Origin of the sequence: Nocardia sp. NPDC050630, from assembly GCF_044457245.1 — a bacterium.
In the GTDB taxonomy this organism is placed as follows: Bacteria; Actinomycetota; Actinomycetes; order Mycobacteriales; family Mycobacteriaceae; genus Nocardia.
Genome location: NZ_JBITGN010000040.1, coordinates 13,725 through 30,736, shown reverse-complemented (window position 1 = coordinate 30,736; position 17,012 = coordinate 13,725). Strand labels below are relative to the sequence as shown.

Here is a 17,012-nt window from a genome sequence, read left to right as displayed (position 1 = left end):
GAACGACCGACGCTTGCGAGGAGGCATAAGGGACATCCTTCCAGCAGGACCTCACATCCTGCCAACTCGGTGTCCACTACCCAGGGTGAACCTCAACCACCGCAGCCTGAACCACGGCCCGGGAGGACCTCGCTGCGCCGAATATTTTGCCTGGGAACGCCATACGCGATGTTACGCCTCGACACCGAAGCGATTCTGCAACAGCCTCCATAGTCGAGGAAAGGCGTGAACTCGCTCCACGCGTTCTCCCACAACCGCACGATCGCGGGATACTGCTGGCCCCACTTTCCGGCGAACTCACCGAATCTTTCCTTCGCCGCAGCCTCGGTCGGTGCGGTTGCAATATCTGAGCTGGCGAACTGCGGGGGCGATGGAGTTGAAGGAGTTGGACGATTTCCTGCTGGCGCGGGCTATGGAGCACGATTCGCCGACGCTGCTGTTCCGTCTGGGCTGTGAGCCGGCACCGAACTCGCGAAGTTCATACCTCGTGTGCCACGCGTGAGGGGGATTTACTGCTGCGTCGTGCTCGACGCGTTCTCCCGGCGTGTGGTCGGCTGGGCCACCTTCCTACGGAAGAAATACTCCCAGCCTTACCGACGGACTACTGATGTGAGCAAGCATTCCCCAACCTAGAGTCGATTGAAGCCCAGAGAGTTGAGCATCTCTCTGGTAGTTGATGTTGTCCTCACAGCTGGTGCTGCGGAAGTACCGCAGCACCAGATCGCGTTTGTGCGAGGAGTCTCGAAGTCGAGGCGGTGCGCGCAGTCAATACAATTGAGAAAGGCAATTCACATTATGCGCAAGACGATGACCGCTGCTCTGACTGGTGCAGCCGTCGTCGCGTGCGCGGCTACGGCCAGCGCTTGGGAATTTCGAGAGGGGACGTCGGGCGCTTCAACGATCAGCCAGCGTGCCAGACGGTTCACGACCAGTGGCGTGCTGAATGGAAGACATCGGAGTGTTACTGGAACGACAGGTACCTCCAGCCGGGTTGGGCATTCGACGCCTGGAAATAATCGGCCATCGCAGCGGGGCGGCGGCGGCCATCGAACCTCCGGCTTCCAGCGAACAAGTTTTTAGGAGAATTCCATGTCTCTCAAGGTTACTCCGGAACACCTCCCGGTTATCGGTGCGCAACTCGATGTTGCACACTCCAGTGTTTTGCAAACTCTACTAGCGGGTGCACCAGTCACTGTTGCGACACCTCCGGGCCTCGATGTTGTGAGCGCGCAGATACTGCCCGCCACCTTTGCGCACGCTGCGGCTTTTTTTCCCAGTGCGTTCCAGATGATCGGTTGTGGTGAGGCGGCGTCCGCGGTGCTTCCGGTGATTGCCGCAGACTATGCCATTACCGACATGTTCGGAGGTGCCTGCGTCGACGCGCAATCGACGTTCCCCGCATGAACCAACAACCCCCTTTGCGTGAAAGCTGATGCCATGCTGCCCTCCGCCGATCCCTTCGTGATTGCTGCGAAGGGGATTATCCACCCATTACTCGCCGGGCCTGGGACCGCATCGATCCACGCTGCGGCAAAAGCATACTCGGCCATCGCGGCGCAGTTGAATGCCGCCGCGGTCAGCACTAACGGTTCGATGACCGAGATGGGCGAGACCTGGCGAGGGCCCTCGTCCGATACCGCGCAGGCGGCGTTTCGGCAGTACGCGAAGTCGTTGCGTGAACAGGCCGATGTGGCTCTCAAAACCTCCACGCTCCTCAAGGATGCTGAGGCTGCGTATAAGACGGCACACCAAGCAATGTTGGCGGTGCAGGCAGAGCTCATAGAATTCGAGGCCAGGCAGACGGCGATGGCGGCGGCCAGTGTGTTTGCCGCTCCAGTCGTTCCGACGCTGATGTTGATGGAGAGCGAAAGTGCAGCGATCCTCGCTGCAGCCATCGCCGTCATGGATCAATACGCCGCCACGCTCGCCCCCATTCTGGCCAGTTTTCCGCCGCCTGTGGCTGCACAACCGATCGTCTCCAATTCAGGTGGTCCGGAGATGCCGATCATGACCTCGACCAGTCCGACGAATCTCGCAACGAGAGCGCTATATTCACCGACTTCCGGCGGACCGGTGTCAACTTTCGGTGGCCCCTCGTCGACTTCCGGTGGACTCGATAATGGACCCGGTCCGGGCACACACCAATCGCCTACGGGCACCACACAAACGACGACGGATCCGACGACTGCTGCGGCACCGGCCGACACCACCCAGATGACGCCCGGCGTCAACCCAACTACCGACAACACCGACTCGGGTGCGAACGGATACGACAGCGGTCCGACGAATCACCCGGGCCTCTACGAGACTTCGCCGTCCTCGCCCACGCTCGCCGGTCTGAATGGAGGAGTGGGCAGCTCGGTTGTTATCGGAATGACGCGCGGCGGAGTGGGATCGATGTCAGGAGCCTCGACCGGGTTCCGGATGCCGGCCAACTGGCAGTCGGGAGAGTCACGGGCCTTCAGTGCGACGGCAACAGATGCGGCCGAGGCGCCGACGAGCCGTCCGGTGGCACCACGCGGCAGTGTCGCGCCCGAGGCGCGGATGCGGCGGCGCCGCGACGACGAGGGCGATACGAAGGTATCGAAGGTGATCGTGCCGGGGGCACCGCAGGACGTGCCCGTGTTGGGATCGGCACCCACTGTCGGAGTTATCGAGCACACCGACGACGGCGAGGCCGAATAGCTAGCTTTCGCCCTGGGACAGTTCGCTGAGCGTGGTCCGCAGCTGGTAGTCCAGGTCGGTCAGTGAGCAAACGCAACTTGTTTCCACGCTGCTGCCCTCGTGGAGATCGCGGCCGCCGTTGTCTACCGCGAACACCTCGACGTGCCGCGCATCGGGCGTAGCCGGTATGGGGACGAGCTTGACGAAGTACCCTCCTTCCCGGATGTAGAAGTCGGCTTTCTCACCGCTGGCGGGCATTCCCGAGCGCGGCGCGCAGGGACCTCAGGAACGACCGCGGGCTGTCGAACCAGCCGGTGCTGGGGAAGAGGTCGTAGCCGTCGATTGTGATCCAGACTCTGCCGTTGAGGTGGAGCTGGGATCGGTGGGAGTTGGCTATTCACAAGACCGCTTGAGTGCAACGGGATCCGATGTGTCTGGCGCGCACTCCACTCGAGAGCTGTTGGCGGACTTGGGATCGACGGTGTCCGATCTTAACGACTCAGTGCGGAAACCGTTGGATGGTGAGGTCGCTTGAAATGACGTCAGCCGCCACTTCGATCAGCAGGGGCCGATGACGTTCTGACTTGAACGGGGTCTGCGGCCGCGCTCAAGATTTGCCACTGGTGCGGTGCCGCGCGCGGACTCCTTTTCCAGGGTCAGCAGGTTGATCACCGAGGCGTAGAGCTGCAGCGGGACTGCTGCATGGATAGGTGACAACTGAGTTGGCTTGCCCGTCGGGCGGGCTGGAAGGATGTCACTGTGCCCAAGCCTATCCCCGCGAGTTCCGTGAGGACGTCGTCCGTGTCGCTCGCAACCGCGATGCCGAGGTGACCTTGGAGCAGATCGCCGCGGATTTCGGGATCCACCCGATGACGCTGTCGAAATGGATGCGCCAGGCCGATGTCGACGAGGGAGCCAAACCGGGCACCAGCACGAGCGAGTCGGCTGAACTCCGGGCGGCGAAACGCCAAATCCGGTTGCTGGAGCAGGAAAACGAGGTCCTCAAACGGGCCGCCGCCTATTTCGCGCAGGCGAACCTGCCGGGAAAATGAGTTACCCGCTCGTCCGCGAGCTGGCCGACGACGGAATCCCCGTCACGGTGACGTGCCGGGTGCTGAAACTGGCCCGCCAACCGTATTACCGGTGGCTCGCCGACCCGGTCACCGACGCCGAACTCGACCAGGCCTATCGGGTCAACGCACTGTTCGACGCCCACCGCGACGACCCCGAATTCGGCTACCGATTCCTCGCCGACGAGGCACGCGCCGCCGGTGAGCCCATGGCCGACCGGACCGCATGGCGGATCTGCTCGGCCCAGGGCTGGTGGAGTGTGTTCGGCAAGAAACGCAGCGGCAAAGCCAAGGCCGGCCCGCCGGTCCACGACGATCTGGTCCGCCGCAATTTCTCCGCCGATGCTCCGAATCGGCTGTGGCTGGCCGACATTTCCGAACATCACACCGGTGAGGGCAAGCTCTACATCTGTGCGGTCAAGGACGTCTACTCCAAGCGGATCGTCGGCTACTCCATCGATTCTCGGATGAAGTCGGCGTTGGCAGTGCACGCACTCAACAACGCCGTAGCCCGCCGTGGCGACGTGGCCGGTTGCGTTCTGCACACCGACCGCGGATCGCAATTTCGAAGCCGAAAGTTTGTGCGCGCCTTGACTCGTCACGGCATGGCCGGATCGATGGGCCGTGTCGGCGCGTGCCCCTTATCCGGCTAATATCCACCGATTCCTCTGGTCAAGGGGGCTGCGGGTGCGTCCGGCGATTCGTGTGACCGCGTGTCGGCTGACCCGGAGTAGACCTGTCGGGATGAGCACGGACAACCGCGATCGGCTGCGCCTGGAACACGACGCCGGCCGGTGGTATCTGGACGGCCCGGGTGCCGACGGGCTGGGGCTGGTCGAGGAGTATCTGGGTTATCTGGCTGATCGCAACTATTCACCGAAAACGGTGCGGGCCTATGGGTTCGACCTGGTGATGTTCGGGCGGTGGCTACTCGGCGAGGGCCTCGGGGGCCAGGACGTGACCACGCCGGTGCTGCTGCGGTATCTGGCTGCGTGCCGGGCGGCGCGATTGCCGGGACGGCCGGGCCCGAACGTGGTGAACATGGCGGGCCGGTGGCTGGATGGGTATACGGCTGCGACGGTGAACCGGCGGCTGGTGGCCGTGTCGGGTTATTCGCGTTCCGCGCGATGCGCGACCCGTCGCTGGTGAGTCCGGTGCCGAAAGGCCGTGATGCGCAACGGTTCGTGCCCGGTGAGAAGACCGGATTGCTGGCGTACCTGGTGCGCAAACCACGCCCGAGGTCGGCGCTGCGGCTGCGGGAACCGCGCAGGCTGCCGCGACCGTTGGCGATGTCGGAGGCGGCCCGGCTGCTGGCGAGCCTGCGGACCTGGCGCGATCGCGCGATCGCCGGGCTGATGCTCTACTGCGGGTTGCGGTCGTGTGAGGTGCTGGCCTTGGACGTCGCCGATGTCGATATCGGACGCGGTTGGATCCGGGTCTGGGGCAAGGGCGCTAAGGAACGCGCCGTCCCGCTCGACGCGGATCTGGCCCGCGTGATCCAGGGCTATCTGCTCATCGAGCGACCCGAATCAGGTTCGGCGCGTTTGTTTCTCGTCGCGAAGGGCCCGAACCGCGGGCAACCGCTCACCGCGGCCGGGCTGCGGACGATCTTCCGCTATCACCGCCAACTGTCCGGCGTCACGGCCGGGCATCCGCACGCGTTGCGGCATTCGTTCGGCACCGCCCTGGTCAACGCCGGAGTCTCGTTGCAGTCGCTGATGGCGCTGCTAGGACACGTATCCGCGCAGATGAGCCTGCGTTACGGAAACCTGTTCGACGCGACCGCCCGCACCGAATACGAACGGGCCCTCACCCTCGCCAAGGACCACCTCGCCGCGCTGCCCACCACACCCGCCGGCACCAAAGCGCTGCCGTTGGCCGACATCACCGGCGGCGCGGACTGGACCGACACCCCAGCCCTGAAATCCCGTCTGGCAGGCGGATACTGCCTCCGCGCACCCGCCCAGGGCGCCTTCCCCTACGCCAACATCTGCGAACACTGCCCGAACTTCCGCACCGACCTCACCTACCTGCCCATCCTCGCCGCCCAACGCGCCGACGCCCGCAAACTCGCCGACGACGCCCAACGCCGCGGCTGGATCACCGAAGCCGACCGCCACCACAAACTCATCGCCCGACTCGACAACGCCATCGCAGACATCCAGAAATCAGCCGGATAACACCAGAACCCCCACACCACAGAGCAAGATCAGCCCAGATTAGCCGGATAAGCCGGTGACAATGCGGCCATGGAAAGTTTCTTCGCACTGCTTCAGAAGAACGTACTCGACCGCCGATCCTGGTGCAGCCGTGAGGAATTGCGTATCGCGATCGTCACCTGGATCGAACGGACCTACCACCGCCGCCGACGGCAATCCGCCCTCGGCCGTTTGACGCCAATCCGGATTTCAAGACCGAGCACAACCTACGGCACCGCCACTCGGCGCTCGGCTATCTCACTCCGGTCGAGTACGCTGCCCGCTGCACCTGACTTGCACCACTTGAGCTGACCCCGAAGAATCAGCTCAAGTGGTGCAAGTCAGGTTCTATGACCTGGGCATCGCCGACGAGGGCAGCCGCGCCTACATCCTCGATGAGACCGAACATTTCGTCGTCTTCCCGTGTATCGGGGCACTCGTGCCGGACTACGTACTGGTGCTGAGCAAACGGCACGTGTTGTCTGCCGGATGGTTCAATGCCGCGGAACAGGCCGAACTGCGGCAGCTCCTCACGCGGTGGGCTGGCCGGCTACATCGCTCGGGTGACAACGTGGTGCTGTTCGAGCACGGCAGCTACGACTTCCGCGACAAGGGCGGCGCTTGCTATGACCACGCCCATATCCACCTGATTGCCACGGCCGCGCAGCCGGAGGCGTTCGTGAAATCCGTGGCGGAAGATGTTATGCTGCAATCTTATGACGACTGGATCGACGCAGCGACGGGTGGGGTACGCCGAGACGAACGATCGTACCTCACGATGAGCACGGCGGCGCAAAGTTACATCGGCAACTCTCGCCAGGCCCGCTCGCAGTTCTTCCGTCGTCACCTCGCCGAATGGCTGGGAGCTGAGGCTGGAAGTTGGGACTGGCTGGTGTATCCGGAGGTCGAACGGGTGCGGGCCGTGATCGAGCACCACGGGCAGTCATCGGTTCGCCCGTAGTGGCGGGGACCTGCTATGTTCGATCGGTAAATAGCTGAGCGATCAGCACAGTACGATACCCCTAATCGAGCCTCGGACTATTTTGGTCCGGGGCTCGGTTGGTTTCATCAGCTGTGTTGACGGGACCCCGTGATTCGGTCCACCTGGACCGAAAACCTGGGGTCAGGTCAGCTGCATATGCGAAATGGCGGCGATCCATTCGACCTGCCCCTCCATCATGGTCGGCCCGTTGGCGAAGGGGCCCAAAGGGCCTGCCACGGTGAACATGTTGGGGAATCCGTCGACTGCCAACCGAGGTAGCTGCGCGGGACGGTCTCCCACGTTTCCTTCAGCTGTCGACCGTCGCGGCCGCGGATATCGACGCCCTGCGCGGGGCCGGTGAAGGCGTCGAACCCGGTGGCGAAGATGATGATATCGGCTTCGTACACATCCGTGGCAGTGCGCAGGCCAGTCGGGACGATATCGGTAATGGGGTTCTTGCTTACATCCACAAGCGATACATTTTCGCGGTTGTACGCCTCGTAGTAGTTGTGCCCGCATGGGGGTCGCTTGGTGGCCAACGGGTACCGCGGGGGGTACCGCGGGCACAGCAATTCCGCGGTGGCCGGGTCTTTGGCGATCGCCCGGATCTTGTTTCGAATGAACTCCAAAGCGATCTCGTTGGCTGTGCCGTCGAGCCACAGATCATTGAACGTGTCGAACAGGAACCGGAAGCCGCCGATCTCCCAGGCCCGTTCGAGGACCCTCTGCTGGTCCTGCGCGCTGAGATCGGCCGCCGACTGCTCGCGCAATGGCAAATCCATTGCGTAGAACTGGCGGCGGGCGCGTTTCCAGATATTGTCGTAATCGGACTTGATCGCGACTCGCTCGGCGTCGTCGATCGGCCGGTTTCGCGCCGGCAGCACGCAGTTCGGAGTCCGCTGGAATACGGTGACCTGCGCAGCGGACAAAGCCACCACCGGTACGATCCGGACTCCGGACGCCGTTCCAATTACGGTGACCCGTTTGCCGGTGAAATCGATATCCCGCTTGGGACAAATGCGGATTGATACCACTCGCCAGTGAAGGCGTCCAATCCTGGGAAGTCTGGAAGATAGGGCTTGGACAGCTGCGGCCGATACGAGATACCGGCAAGTAAATGAATGCCCGTCGTCGGTCTGCACGGCCCAGACGTTGGCCGATTCGTCCTACGTCGCCCCTGCCATACGGGTTTGGAACCGGATGTCCTTACGCAGGTCGAGCCGATCGGTAACGAACCGAAAGTATCGCGACATGTCGGCCTGGGTCGGGTATCGCTGGGGCCAGTCCCATTCGTCGAGTACTTCTTTCGAGAACGAGTAGCAGTAATACCAGGCCTCGCTGTCGGTCCGCGCTCCCGGATACCGAGTCCAGTACCAGACACCGTCGACATTCGTTCCGGCCTCGATGAGAACCGTCGATAAGCCCATTTTCCTTAGATCGTGCAGAGCCCGCAAACCGCCGGATCCCGCCCCGATCACCACGGCGTCGAAGTCAATTGAATCGCTCATCACATCTCCTCTCGCGACCACCGTGACGCTACGCGTGACCGGCGTCACTCCAGAAGTGTTCTCTACACACGAAAGGACCCGTAGGCTGTGTGGCTGCACAACCCGACGGAGGGTTTCTTATCTCCGCCCGCCCGACCAATGAACCCAGTTCCAGCGCCAGCCCCGCACTCAGACGCCGACCGGAAAGTGGTTGCGGTAGAAGCCGCTCGGCTCGCTCGAGTGGGTTCAATACAGTATTGCGATGGGTGAACAATCGCGCCGCGGTGTGGGCGGTATTTCCGTCTTCCTGTAGATAAACGCGCAATGTTTCGCGGAGATCGACGTCCGCGTCGGCGAGTTCACCCAGTGCGTCGGTGATGAATTGCGCGGCAGTTTCCTCGTCCTGTGCGGCCAAAACCGCAATGCGTACATCGTCGTGGGCGGTGAACTGTTCTCTGCCTGGATTTCGCTCGGCTACTCGCCGGGCAGCGACTGCCTCCCGATGGGTACGGCAGAATCCGGCCATGTGCGGCCTGCTGGCCCCTGCTGCAGCCAGCACTTCGGGTGGGGCCTGTGTCATCGCTTCGCGGAGCCGCGTTAGATCGAGTCGGTGGTCATCACTCAGCCATACCCAGGTCGTCGTGGTGCTCGCCGGAAGTATCAGGGGCGGACGAAGATTCGCTCCCAGAGCGATGACACGAGCCGTCTTCTCGAGCAGACCTTGCTCGTGATCGGGGGCGTCGGACCAGAGCATCATCCCGGTATGCCAGCCCGACAGGTCGTACCCGAGGCATTAGCGCGCCACGTCCTCCCGGATCGGTGCGCCGTCGATGATCAACGTGGTCCTTTCCAATCGGCGGGTGAGGACTCTGCCGATCAAATCGTCGCGTTCCCGGTCGATCTGGTTGCCTATCGAAGCTAGTGCCGCGTCGACCCAGTCGTTGATGGCACGCAAGCCGAAGTCGGCCACGTCGGCGACGTCCCGGGGCGGCACGGCCTCTGCTACCGCCCGCACCCAGTGGCGGCAGCCGACGTTCTCCGCGCACCGCTAGCCGGTCAGGAGCTGCTGGAAGTCGACTCCGTGCCGAATCAAATCACGCGCGACGTCGAGTGCTGCCGGCGGCACATCGACCGGGACCCGATGCCCCGGTCGGCGGCGCTCGGCGTCGACCCAGCGCAATGTCATCGCCCGAACGCTTTCTTCGAGCGCGGCATCATTGGCCAGCGCGGGGCCGCGGTGATGGCCGCCAGCGCCATCTCGTCGATGAGCCCATCCAAATCCGCCACGAAGCGCTCGACCGTCGCGGTGATCAGCTCAGATAGGTGCGCCGACGGTGGCTCCCAGCTCAGCGTCGAGGTGGACATCAACTCACAATATCTCTATCGCGCGGGCAGGTTTGTCCAGCCGGGCAACGCTAGCGAGTGGTAGCGTTGCCCAGCCGGGACGTCGGGATCGTCGAGTTCGGTCAGAGAGTCATCGAGTTGTTTTGGCCGCGGCTGGCTTTCGCCAACGGATGACTCCCAAGGCGGCAAGCACGATGCCCACGACGAGCAGTGCTGTGGGTAGCCACAGTCGGAGAACTGAAAGCATCTTCGCGTTCTTCTCCAAGGTGTGTGCAGCAGCAACTACCTCGGAGTCAGCAGTGTGCAGCTTGACTGTCGACAGTGGCAGAGTGGGAACGTCCTTCCCATCGACCGGGATTGATACATACAAGCGCCGCGTCTGGTCGACCTTCAGCGGCGCACCGAACTGTCGATCCACTGCCAGGTTGATGAGATTCGTGCTTGTGAAGTCAACGCTTACAAGATCAGGTAGGGATGGCAAAGCGGTGGCAATTAGTGCGCGAGACTGTTCCGGAACCATTCCCACCTGTAAGAGTCCGGCAACAGCGGCTTTAGGTAACTGCTTCGGGAAATCCTTGAACTGAGCAAGGATGCCGGGACTGGTGATCGGTCCGCCTGCGTCGACCTTGTAGTTGTAAACATCTCGACCTTCGAGGGTCGCTTCGGTGTCGAAGGTCGCTGTCTGCGCGGTTCGCGTTACCGGGTCGTACACAGCGGTACCATTCTTCGGGGGATCCATGGGCCAACTGAATGCCACGCCCGCGTGTTGTTCGAATGTCGTCTGCGCATTTGCGGGAATCAGGCACTTTTCTCGGTCCTGGCCGATGGTGACCGGCGTCTAGTCGACACGGCTGACCGCATAGGTGTGCACGTACGGTTGTTTTGAGCCATCGGGGAGGCTCAGAAGCGCTTTGATGGTGACGATCGCGGTGTCGCCTTTGACGGCGTCGACCTTCAGCGATCGGTCGGCCGTTATCGGCATTTCCGGCGTAAGGAGATGTGCGAGATCATTGGACGCGAAAGCTTGCGGATCCATCGCCTGCACCGTGCCTGTGTATTTCTGCGATTGATCGAGATCGGCGGGAAGTTTCATCAGTGCCACGAACTTGATGATTGCTGCGGCTGCTATAAAAATGAGCCCTAGTGCCAACCATAGTGCGGATGATTTTCGAACAGGCATCGATGAGCTCCCTGATATTGAATGGCTACGCGCATGCATTTATCGGCACAGCGTCGTCTGTCGCGATATGTTGGAGGTCGCGGCGCAAAGAGGAGGCGGTGACTGCCGTCCCTGCTAGAGATTTGCGCCGGACCGGTCTTATGACCGAGCTCAATTTATCTGATCGCCGACTGTATCGAGTTGGAAACGTGAAATTTATTCGGCGTATATTTATGGTCGTTGCCGTCCTGCTGTACATAGCTATTTCGCCGTACGCGAGTCGGAGCCGACGGCGACAGCATTTCCTGATAAGCGGATTTTGACGGTGCGATCCCGATTGTTGGTCAGCGGTTTCGTGATAGCGCCAATATTCAGGCGTCCTTTCGTGGTCAGTTCAAACCGTGGTTTGGGGAAAGTTCGATGTTGTGTCGATTAGCTCGGCGAACGCGAGGCCCGCCGCACCGAAGCTGGCGGCGGCCGGTCGGTCACGGGGAAGGCGGACTTCAGTGTCAGCTCACCGGTGATTACCCTGTTTGCCTGGCCCGGATCGCCCCCGAGGGCCATCCAGATTCGGGTCAACAGATCCGTCGCCGTGCTTCGCGGAGACTCTCTGTCACCGGCACCGGCTGGTTCTCCCGGCCGATGGGACTAATCGTGCTCCCTCTCGTTTCCGGCAACATATGACTCCTTATGACTGTGTGCTGGACGGCGTGGCTCGCGCGTGCTCGTCGGCAGCCGGGAGGATCTTGGCGAGCACAGTGGTGAACAGCTCGGACTCCGGATCGGGGATGTCCGCCGTCAGGGCAGGGGCCGGACCGGGATCGGCAGGCGTGAATCCGTGCAGGATCAGAGGGAATCCCTTGAGCCACTTCCCGTCTGCGCTGCGCAATGCGACGCGGCGCTCGCGGTAGCGGGACTGGGTGGCGCGGTCCTGTGCGGTGCAGACCGGGACGGCGGGTACGCCGGCGCCATGCAGCTCAGCCACGGCCTCATCGCGGGTACGGGTCGAGGCCCATGCGGTGATCTGCGCGTCGACGTAGTCCTGGTTGTCCCACCACCACTGTTCATCCTCATCAGACGGCAGCCCTGGGATCACACCGGCGAGTGCCTGTCGGTGCCCGCCAGTGAAGCAAGCGAGGGCGACCCATGCGGTGTCCGAAGTCGGATAGACGTCGTGCGGCGTCGCGCCCGGCCGACGGTTACCCGTCGGGCGCATTGGCAAGTCCTCCCAAACGTATGCGGCGAGCTGGTCGGCGAGCGTCCATGTCACCACCTCCCGTTGCGAGATGTCCAGTCGTGCGCCTGCGCGATCCGTCGCCATGGCGTGCGCCACCATCGCGGCGCCCGCAATCGCGACGATCTGGTCGGGGTAGTTCACTTCCCCCGACGACCAGATCGGTGCTTCACCGCCGTATCCGGTGGCACTGGCGAGGCCGGAGAGCAGGTCGAGCGTGGATCCATACGAGCCGTACAGGGATTCCGGTCCTGCGTTGCCCTGGCTCGACAGAGATAGATAGATCAAATCGGGGTTCAGGTCCCGGACTGTGTCCGGGTCGATACCCATCCGGGCGGTCACACCGACACGGAAGTTCTCCACCAGCACGTCGGCCCGCCGGATCAGGTCGTGGACGATGCGGCGACCACCTTCGGTTTTGAGGTCCACGCACAGACCGGTCTTGCCAACGTTGTTCGAGGCGAACATCGGCGAAATCGTTGTGCCCGCGACCTGCGACCCTGGCATCACCCACTGCCGGAACCGGTCGGGCCGGGCACTCGACTCGATCTTGATAACCGTCGCACCATAGTCCGCGAGCAGCCTGCCTGTGGCCGCGCCCGCGGTGATCGTGCCGAAATCCAGCACGAGCAGGCCTGTCAGCGGCGCTGTACCCGATCGGCTGACTCCCACCTCGGTCGTCGACGTCGCCGCTGAGCGTGCGGGACGGCGGGTGATCGCGTCCTCACCGAGCGTGGGTGCCCGCTCGACCTCGGGCGTGCTCTCGGCGAGCAAGGGGAATGAAATTACCGGAGCGTCGCGCCGCCGCTGGTCGGGCGGAACCACGAAGCCCCGCTGCGCGAGCTGATCGGAGCCGAGCAGATCGGCCGCCGCCGCTGCGTACCCGAACGGGAGGCCCAGTCGCTGTGCCGAGGTGTAAACCTCGTAAGCCTCCCGCTGTGCGATGGAGTCCGCGATCACCGGCCACAGCTCTTCCGACCGTTCGACCCGGATGCGCGGATCCAGGAACTCCGGGTCCATGAGGCGGTCGTCGCCTATCAACTCGACAACGGCGGGCCACTGGTCGGGCATGTAAATGACGCCGATCCACCCGTCTTTGGCTTCGATGATCCGCCATGTCCCTCGCGATGCACCGGTGCGGTGCGGAACCGTTTCGGTGAGCTCGTGAATGACGTCGCTCTTCCAATCCATGTACGCCGCGACGTCGCTCAGGGCGACCTCGACGAAGTCGCCGGTTCCGGTCCTCGCGCGGCTCCGCAGCGCAAGCGATGCGCCGAAGAGGCCGACGAACGCGGCCGTATGGGCCGCCTGCTCGCCTCCCAGGCTTAGCGGTGACCGGTCCGGCTCACCGATCATCTGCGTCAAGCCGCCGTAGGATTCGACGAGGAGGCTGTCCCCTGGAATCTCGGCGAACGGACCCTCGAGGCCGAACGCGGTCAGCGATACGGTTACCAGCCGCGGAAAGCGCTCCGCGAGACGCTCGGGAGTGAGTTCGAGCGCTTCAGCTCCGCTCGGCGACAGGTCGAGAACCAGCACATCCGCCGATGACAGCAGCGTTCCCCATGCGGCGGAGTCGAGCGTTGGGTCGCACACGATGCTGCGCTTGCCCGCCGCTGTGGCGGTGAAGGTGAACTCGAATGCCCGAAGTGGGTGCCCGGCCTCTGGCTCACAGAGCGTGACCTCGTGGCCGAGTCCGGCGAACAGCCTGCCGCATGCGGCTCCTGCCACCGATCGGCTGAGCTCGACGATCTGAAGGACGTGCGAGTCAGTCATTCTGGGTCCTGTCGTCACTGGATTGGTTCGCTCATGACGACCGCCGCTCCGGAGTTTCGTCATACCGCTACCTCCTCTCCTGCTTGCGGCGCCAGGTAGACGTGTGCCCCTTCCTCCGGTTCCGACCCCTAACGGGACAGGCGCAAATCGCAGGTGTATTCGAGGTCGAAGGTAAGAGGGGGACGACTGCCTGTCGGCACGCCTTCTTCAGGAAGCGTTAAGCTTCACATGGTTGTTTGTATGACGGTATCCCGTACGTCGTATGTCCGTCAATACGTCCATCTCACTGCTCGGCGCCGCCAAAGGGCACAGACCTGGCCGCCAAGGTGAGTGCGGCGTAGTGAGACCGGCTGAATCCTCTTTGGGTGTGGGAGTTGCGACGATCGCAGTGGCGTCGTGTCCGGCGCTGCTGCCGTCAGTTGGGGATGGGCGCAGCTTTGAGCGTGGGGCTTGGTCAGCGCTCGGGTAGCCGGAAACGCCTGTTGCCGGAAGCGTCTTCGGGCATGGTCGTGGTCGGCGGGCGACGAAACCGCGTGGATCTGTGCAACGAGTCTGGCCGCGTTGATGCGTCGTGCGCCCCGGGCGCTGCTGCTCATCGGCAGACAGCAAGCTTCGGCACCTGAATGGATAGATCCGGTCGCGCCGACTTCGTCGGGGCGGGCCTTAGGGGTGGGCTGACGAATCACACGGCGTAATCGGCGCGGAGGTGACGGCGGCTGATCTTGTCTCTGGAGAGCAAGTCGGTAGGGCGACAGCTTGCGGTCTAGGTCCCTTGGATAGCAGGCTTCAGCTCTAATGGGGTTGGCCAGGTGGGGTGGGACTGGGCTTGCCTGGCTGCCGTCGCGCAGCGACCCGCGACGGCATCATCGAGACACTAGGCAGCCTCGCGGCCCAGTGCTGCCAATGCTGCAGCCTTCGCGGCGAGAACATGCGCGTGCGCTGCTTCGGCGGCCGCCGGTCCATTGCGCTGCTCGATAAGATCGACGATTTCCAGCAGTTCCCGATGGCTGGCCTCGCCACGGCCGCCGATGCGGAGTGAGACTCGACGCAGGGCGTGGATCCGCGCCTCGATCGATCCGAACATCTGCTGAAGAATCGAATTGCCCGCCGTGTCGAGAAGCAGATCGTAGAATTTTCTAGTGGCGGCGAGTTGATCGTCGAGCTCGCCGGAACCGGGCAGCGCCATCGCGGCGCGCAGGGCCGCTATCTGGTCGTCTGACGCATTTCGTACGCACAGCTCCACGGCGGCGGCCTCGAGGGGCGCTCGCACGTCGTACAGCTCGCTGACGACCGCCGGAGTCAGTACGGCGACCTGCAGACCGCGTGCCCCGGACCGCTCGACGAGCCCTTCTGCCTGCAGACTTCGAAGAGCCTCGCGCAGGGACGTCCTGCTCACTCCAGTCAGTTCACCGAGCTCCCGTTCGGTGAGCCGTCGACCTGGTTCCAGGTCGCCGCGTGTGATGGCCTCGCGGACTGCGTCGGTGACCCGATCCCGCAGCAACCGGTCTGGACGCTCGACTAGGAGTCCATGATCGCCGTCTGCCACTGAGACCCCTCCTTGGTTTTTGTATGACCGACACATCATACAGGGCCACAGATGTCGACGTCTTCGTGGCATTCGGTGATGTGGTAGCCGCCTGCGGATGTTGACAGAGTTTGTATGACGTAGTCCAATACTACAAAAGGCCGCCCGATGAGAGCGCCGTCACACTCTGCAAAGGAGCACTTATGTCGTTGACCTATGAGCAAACGGGCAACATCTCTATTCCGGACTTCAGTGACCCGGCCACCTTTGCCGAGGCGGTCCCCTACGCCGCCTTCGCCGAGATCCAGCGCCGACCAGGTCTGCACTGGGTCCCTACGAAGATCGCCAACAAGAACGGCGGGTTCTGGGCGGTGACCCGGTTCGCCGACATCGTCGCGATCGAGAAGGATCCAGCCACGTTCACCTCCACCGGAGGACCTTCGTTCCCCTACACGAACCTCTCGCCCGACCACCCATCGGTGGACATGATCATGTGCACCGACCCTCCGCGGCACAGCTACTTGCGTCGCGCGGCAGCGAAAGGGTTCGCCCCGCGGATCGTCGCGAACTTCGAGCCGTGGGTCCGGGAGGTAATTACGCAGGTGATCGACGCGGTCGAGGGCAGGTCCGAATTCGACTGGGTCCAGGAGTTCGCCCGCACGATTCCCGCATATGTGATTGCCACGGTGCTCGGCGCTCCACTACAGGACCGCGAGTACCTCGTTGAGCTGGTGACGGAGTTCTTCGACGTAGCGCAGCACTTCGAGGGGCTCGAGGAGGGGGAGGGTACGGCCGACCGTGTGATCCCGCTGATGACGAAGCTCACGGAGTACGCCGCCAAGATGCAGGAGGTCAAGCTGGCTAACCCGGCGGACGATATGTTCACCGAGCTGAGCCGGTGTGTCGAGCGTGGCGAAATCAACCAGGCGGAGTATCTGCAGTGGATGTTCGTCATGATCGCTGCGGGCTACGAGACCACGCACACGACGATCGCTCAGTCGATGCGGATGTATCTGCAGGATCCGGAGGTTGCGGCTCTCACCGACAAGGCCGTTGCCAGTGGCGAGACAGGGCGCGCGATCGACGAGTACCTCCGGGTCGTCACCCCGGTCTACGAGATGGCCCGGACCGCCACCCGCGACCTGACCTTCGCCGGGGAGCAGATCCGCAAGGACGACGTGATGGTTCTCTACTACGTCGCTGCGAACCGTGATCCGGCGGTCTTCTCCGATCCCGACCGGTTCAATCCGTGGCGTCCCGAGACGGACCTGCTGTCCTTCGGTACTGGCGTACATCGCTGCCTCGGTGCCCACCTGGCAAAGCTGGAGCTGACAATTCTCTGGGAGGAGCTGCGGGCCCGCGGGGTGCGGCTTGAGCTCGCGGGTGAACCGCGCCGCGGCTGGTCCAACTACATCAACCTCCTGACCGCACTCCCGGTGCGCCGGGTCTAGGTACGGATTCCTCCGCCTTCCGCGCCGGAGCGGGAGGCGGGAACCCGTTCACTCGTATCGACCTCGTTCTCAGCAGACGCTCCAGGCCCTAGCTCGCGATCGTTGCCGGGTAGCCTGCCGCCTGT

15 protein-coding genes and 4 pseudogenes are annotated in these 17,012 nt (G+C 63.2%); 8 read left to right on the top strand and 11 right to left on the bottom strand.

Going from position 1 to position 17,012, the window contains the following annotated elements:
- Nucleotides 1-209: 209 nt before the first annotated feature.
- A pseudogene (locus tag ACIBG0_RS41030) lies at nucleotides 210-344 on the bottom strand (transposase); the annotation flags it as partial.
- A 745-nt stretch (nucleotides 345-1,089) separates the two neighbouring features.
- On the opposite strand from ACIBG0_RS41030, the gene ACIBG0_RS41025 reads away from it, so the two are divergent.
- Entirely contained in the window at nucleotides 1,090-1,404 is a 315-nt protein-coding gene (locus tag ACIBG0_RS41025) for a PE domain-containing protein (RefSeq protein ID WP_397040825.1), read from the top strand.
- A gap of 18 nt (nucleotides 1,405-1,422) precedes the next feature.
- Entirely contained in the window at nucleotides 1,423-2,685 is a 1,263-nt protein-coding gene (locus tag ACIBG0_RS41020) for a PPE domain-containing protein (RefSeq protein ID WP_397040823.1), read from the top strand.
- On the opposite strand, the gene ACIBG0_RS41015 is transcribed toward ACIBG0_RS41020, so the two are convergent.
- Nucleotides 2,686-2,922 carry a hypothetical protein gene (locus ACIBG0_RS41015; protein ID WP_397040821.1) on the bottom strand — a complete coding sequence of 79 codons (237 nt, stop codon included), beginning with the start codon at nucleotides 2,920-2,922 and terminating at the stop codon, nucleotides 2,686-2,688.
- A gap of 485 nt (nucleotides 2,923-3,407) precedes the next feature.
- Between ACIBG0_RS41015 and ACIBG0_RS41010 the strand changes: the two are divergent.
- From ACIBG0_RS41010 to ACIBG0_RS40990, 5 genes and pseudogenes are all read left to right on the top strand, one after another.
- Nucleotides 3,408-4,372: pseudogene (locus tag ACIBG0_RS41010) on the top strand (IS3 family transposase); the annotation flags it as partial.
- 106 nt (nucleotides 4,373-4,478) lie between these two features.
- Nucleotides 4,479-4,883 (top strand): site-specific integrase, encoded by a 405-nt coding sequence (locus ACIBG0_RS41005; RefSeq protein WP_397040818.1) that lies wholly within the window; start codon nucleotides 4,479-4,481, stop codon nucleotides 4,881-4,883.
- Nucleotides 4,862-5,914, top strand: a complete 1,053-nt coding sequence (locus ACIBG0_RS41000; protein ID WP_397040816.1) for a tyrosine-type recombinase/integrase — start codon at nucleotides 4,862-4,864, stop codon at nucleotides 5,912-5,914. The genes ACIBG0_RS41005 and ACIBG0_RS41000 overlap by 22 nt, the downstream gene beginning before the upstream one ends.
- 54 nt (nucleotides 5,915-5,968) lie before the next feature.
- Nucleotides 5,969-6,172 (top strand): annotated as a pseudogene (locus ACIBG0_RS40995) (integrase core domain-containing protein); the annotation flags it as partial.
- A gap of 91 nt (nucleotides 6,173-6,263) precedes the next feature.
- Nucleotides 6,264-6,893 carry an HIT family protein gene (locus ACIBG0_RS40990; RefSeq protein WP_397040814.1) on the top strand — a complete coding sequence of 210 codons (630 nt, stop codon included), beginning with the start codon at nucleotides 6,264-6,266 and terminating at the stop codon, nucleotides 6,891-6,893.
- Between the two features lie 215 nt (nucleotides 6,894-7,108).
- Here ACIBG0_RS40990 and ACIBG0_RS40985 read toward each other — a convergent pair whose 3' ends face one another.
- From ACIBG0_RS40985 to ACIBG0_RS40945, 9 genes and pseudogenes are all read right to left on the bottom strand, one after another.
- A complete protein-coding gene (locus tag ACIBG0_RS40985) occupies nucleotides 7,109-7,849 on the bottom strand; it encodes a hypothetical protein (protein ID WP_397040813.1) in 741 nt (246 codons plus the stop codon).
- A gap of 231 nt (nucleotides 7,850-8,080) precedes the next feature.
- The gene (locus tag ACIBG0_RS40980) at nucleotides 8,081-8,422 is read right to left on the bottom strand and encodes an NAD(P)-binding protein (protein WP_397040812.1); all 342 of its coding nucleotides are present in this window, start codon (nucleotides 8,420-8,422) and stop codon (nucleotides 8,081-8,083) included.
- A 28-nt stretch (nucleotides 8,423-8,450) separates the two neighbouring features.
- Nucleotides 8,451-9,179, bottom strand: a complete 729-nt coding sequence (locus ACIBG0_RS40975; RefSeq protein WP_397040827.1) for a PucR family transcriptional regulator — start codon at nucleotides 9,177-9,179, stop codon at nucleotides 8,451-8,453.
- A gap of 15 nt (nucleotides 9,180-9,194) precedes the next feature.
- The gene (locus tag ACIBG0_RS40970) at nucleotides 9,195-9,395 is read right to left on the bottom strand and encodes a hypothetical protein (protein ID WP_397040810.1); all 201 of its coding nucleotides are present in this window, start codon (nucleotides 9,393-9,395) and stop codon (nucleotides 9,195-9,197) included.
- A gap of 54 nt (nucleotides 9,396-9,449) precedes the next feature.
- A complete protein-coding gene (locus ACIBG0_RS40965; protein ID WP_397040808.1) occupies nucleotides 9,450-9,587 on the bottom strand; it encodes a hypothetical protein in 138 nt (45 codons plus the stop codon).
- Complete coding sequence (locus tag ACIBG0_RS40960; protein WP_397040806.1) at nucleotides 9,584-9,766, bottom strand: hypothetical protein; 183 nt, start codon at nucleotides 9,764-9,766, stop codon at nucleotides 9,584-9,586. Before ACIBG0_RS40960 ends, ACIBG0_RS40965 begins: the two co-directional genes overlap by 4 nt.
- A gap of 109 nt (nucleotides 9,767-9,875) precedes the next feature.
- Nucleotides 9,876-10,925, bottom strand: a pseudogene (locus ACIBG0_RS40955) (porin PorA family protein).
- A gap of 667 nt (nucleotides 10,926-11,592) precedes the next feature.
- Nucleotides 11,593-13,911 (bottom strand): CoA transferase, encoded by a 2,319-nt coding sequence (locus ACIBG0_RS40950; RefSeq protein WP_397040804.1) that lies wholly within the window; start codon nucleotides 13,909-13,911, stop codon nucleotides 11,593-11,595.
- 874 nt (nucleotides 13,912-14,785) lie between these two features.
- On the bottom strand, nucleotides 14,786-15,457 hold the full coding sequence (locus ACIBG0_RS40945; RefSeq protein ID WP_397040802.1) for a GntR family transcriptional regulator: 672 nt from the start codon (nucleotides 15,455-15,457) through the stop codon (nucleotides 14,786-14,788).
- Between the two features lie 182 nt (nucleotides 15,458-15,639).
- Here ACIBG0_RS40945 and ACIBG0_RS40940 point away from each other — a divergent pair, with 182 nt between their 5' ends.
- Nucleotides 15,640-16,887: a cytochrome P450 gene (locus ACIBG0_RS40940; RefSeq protein WP_397040800.1), complete on the top strand. Its 1,248-nt coding sequence runs from the start codon at nucleotides 15,640-15,642 to the stop codon at nucleotides 16,885-16,887.
- Nucleotides 16,888-17,012 lie beyond the last annotated feature (125 nt).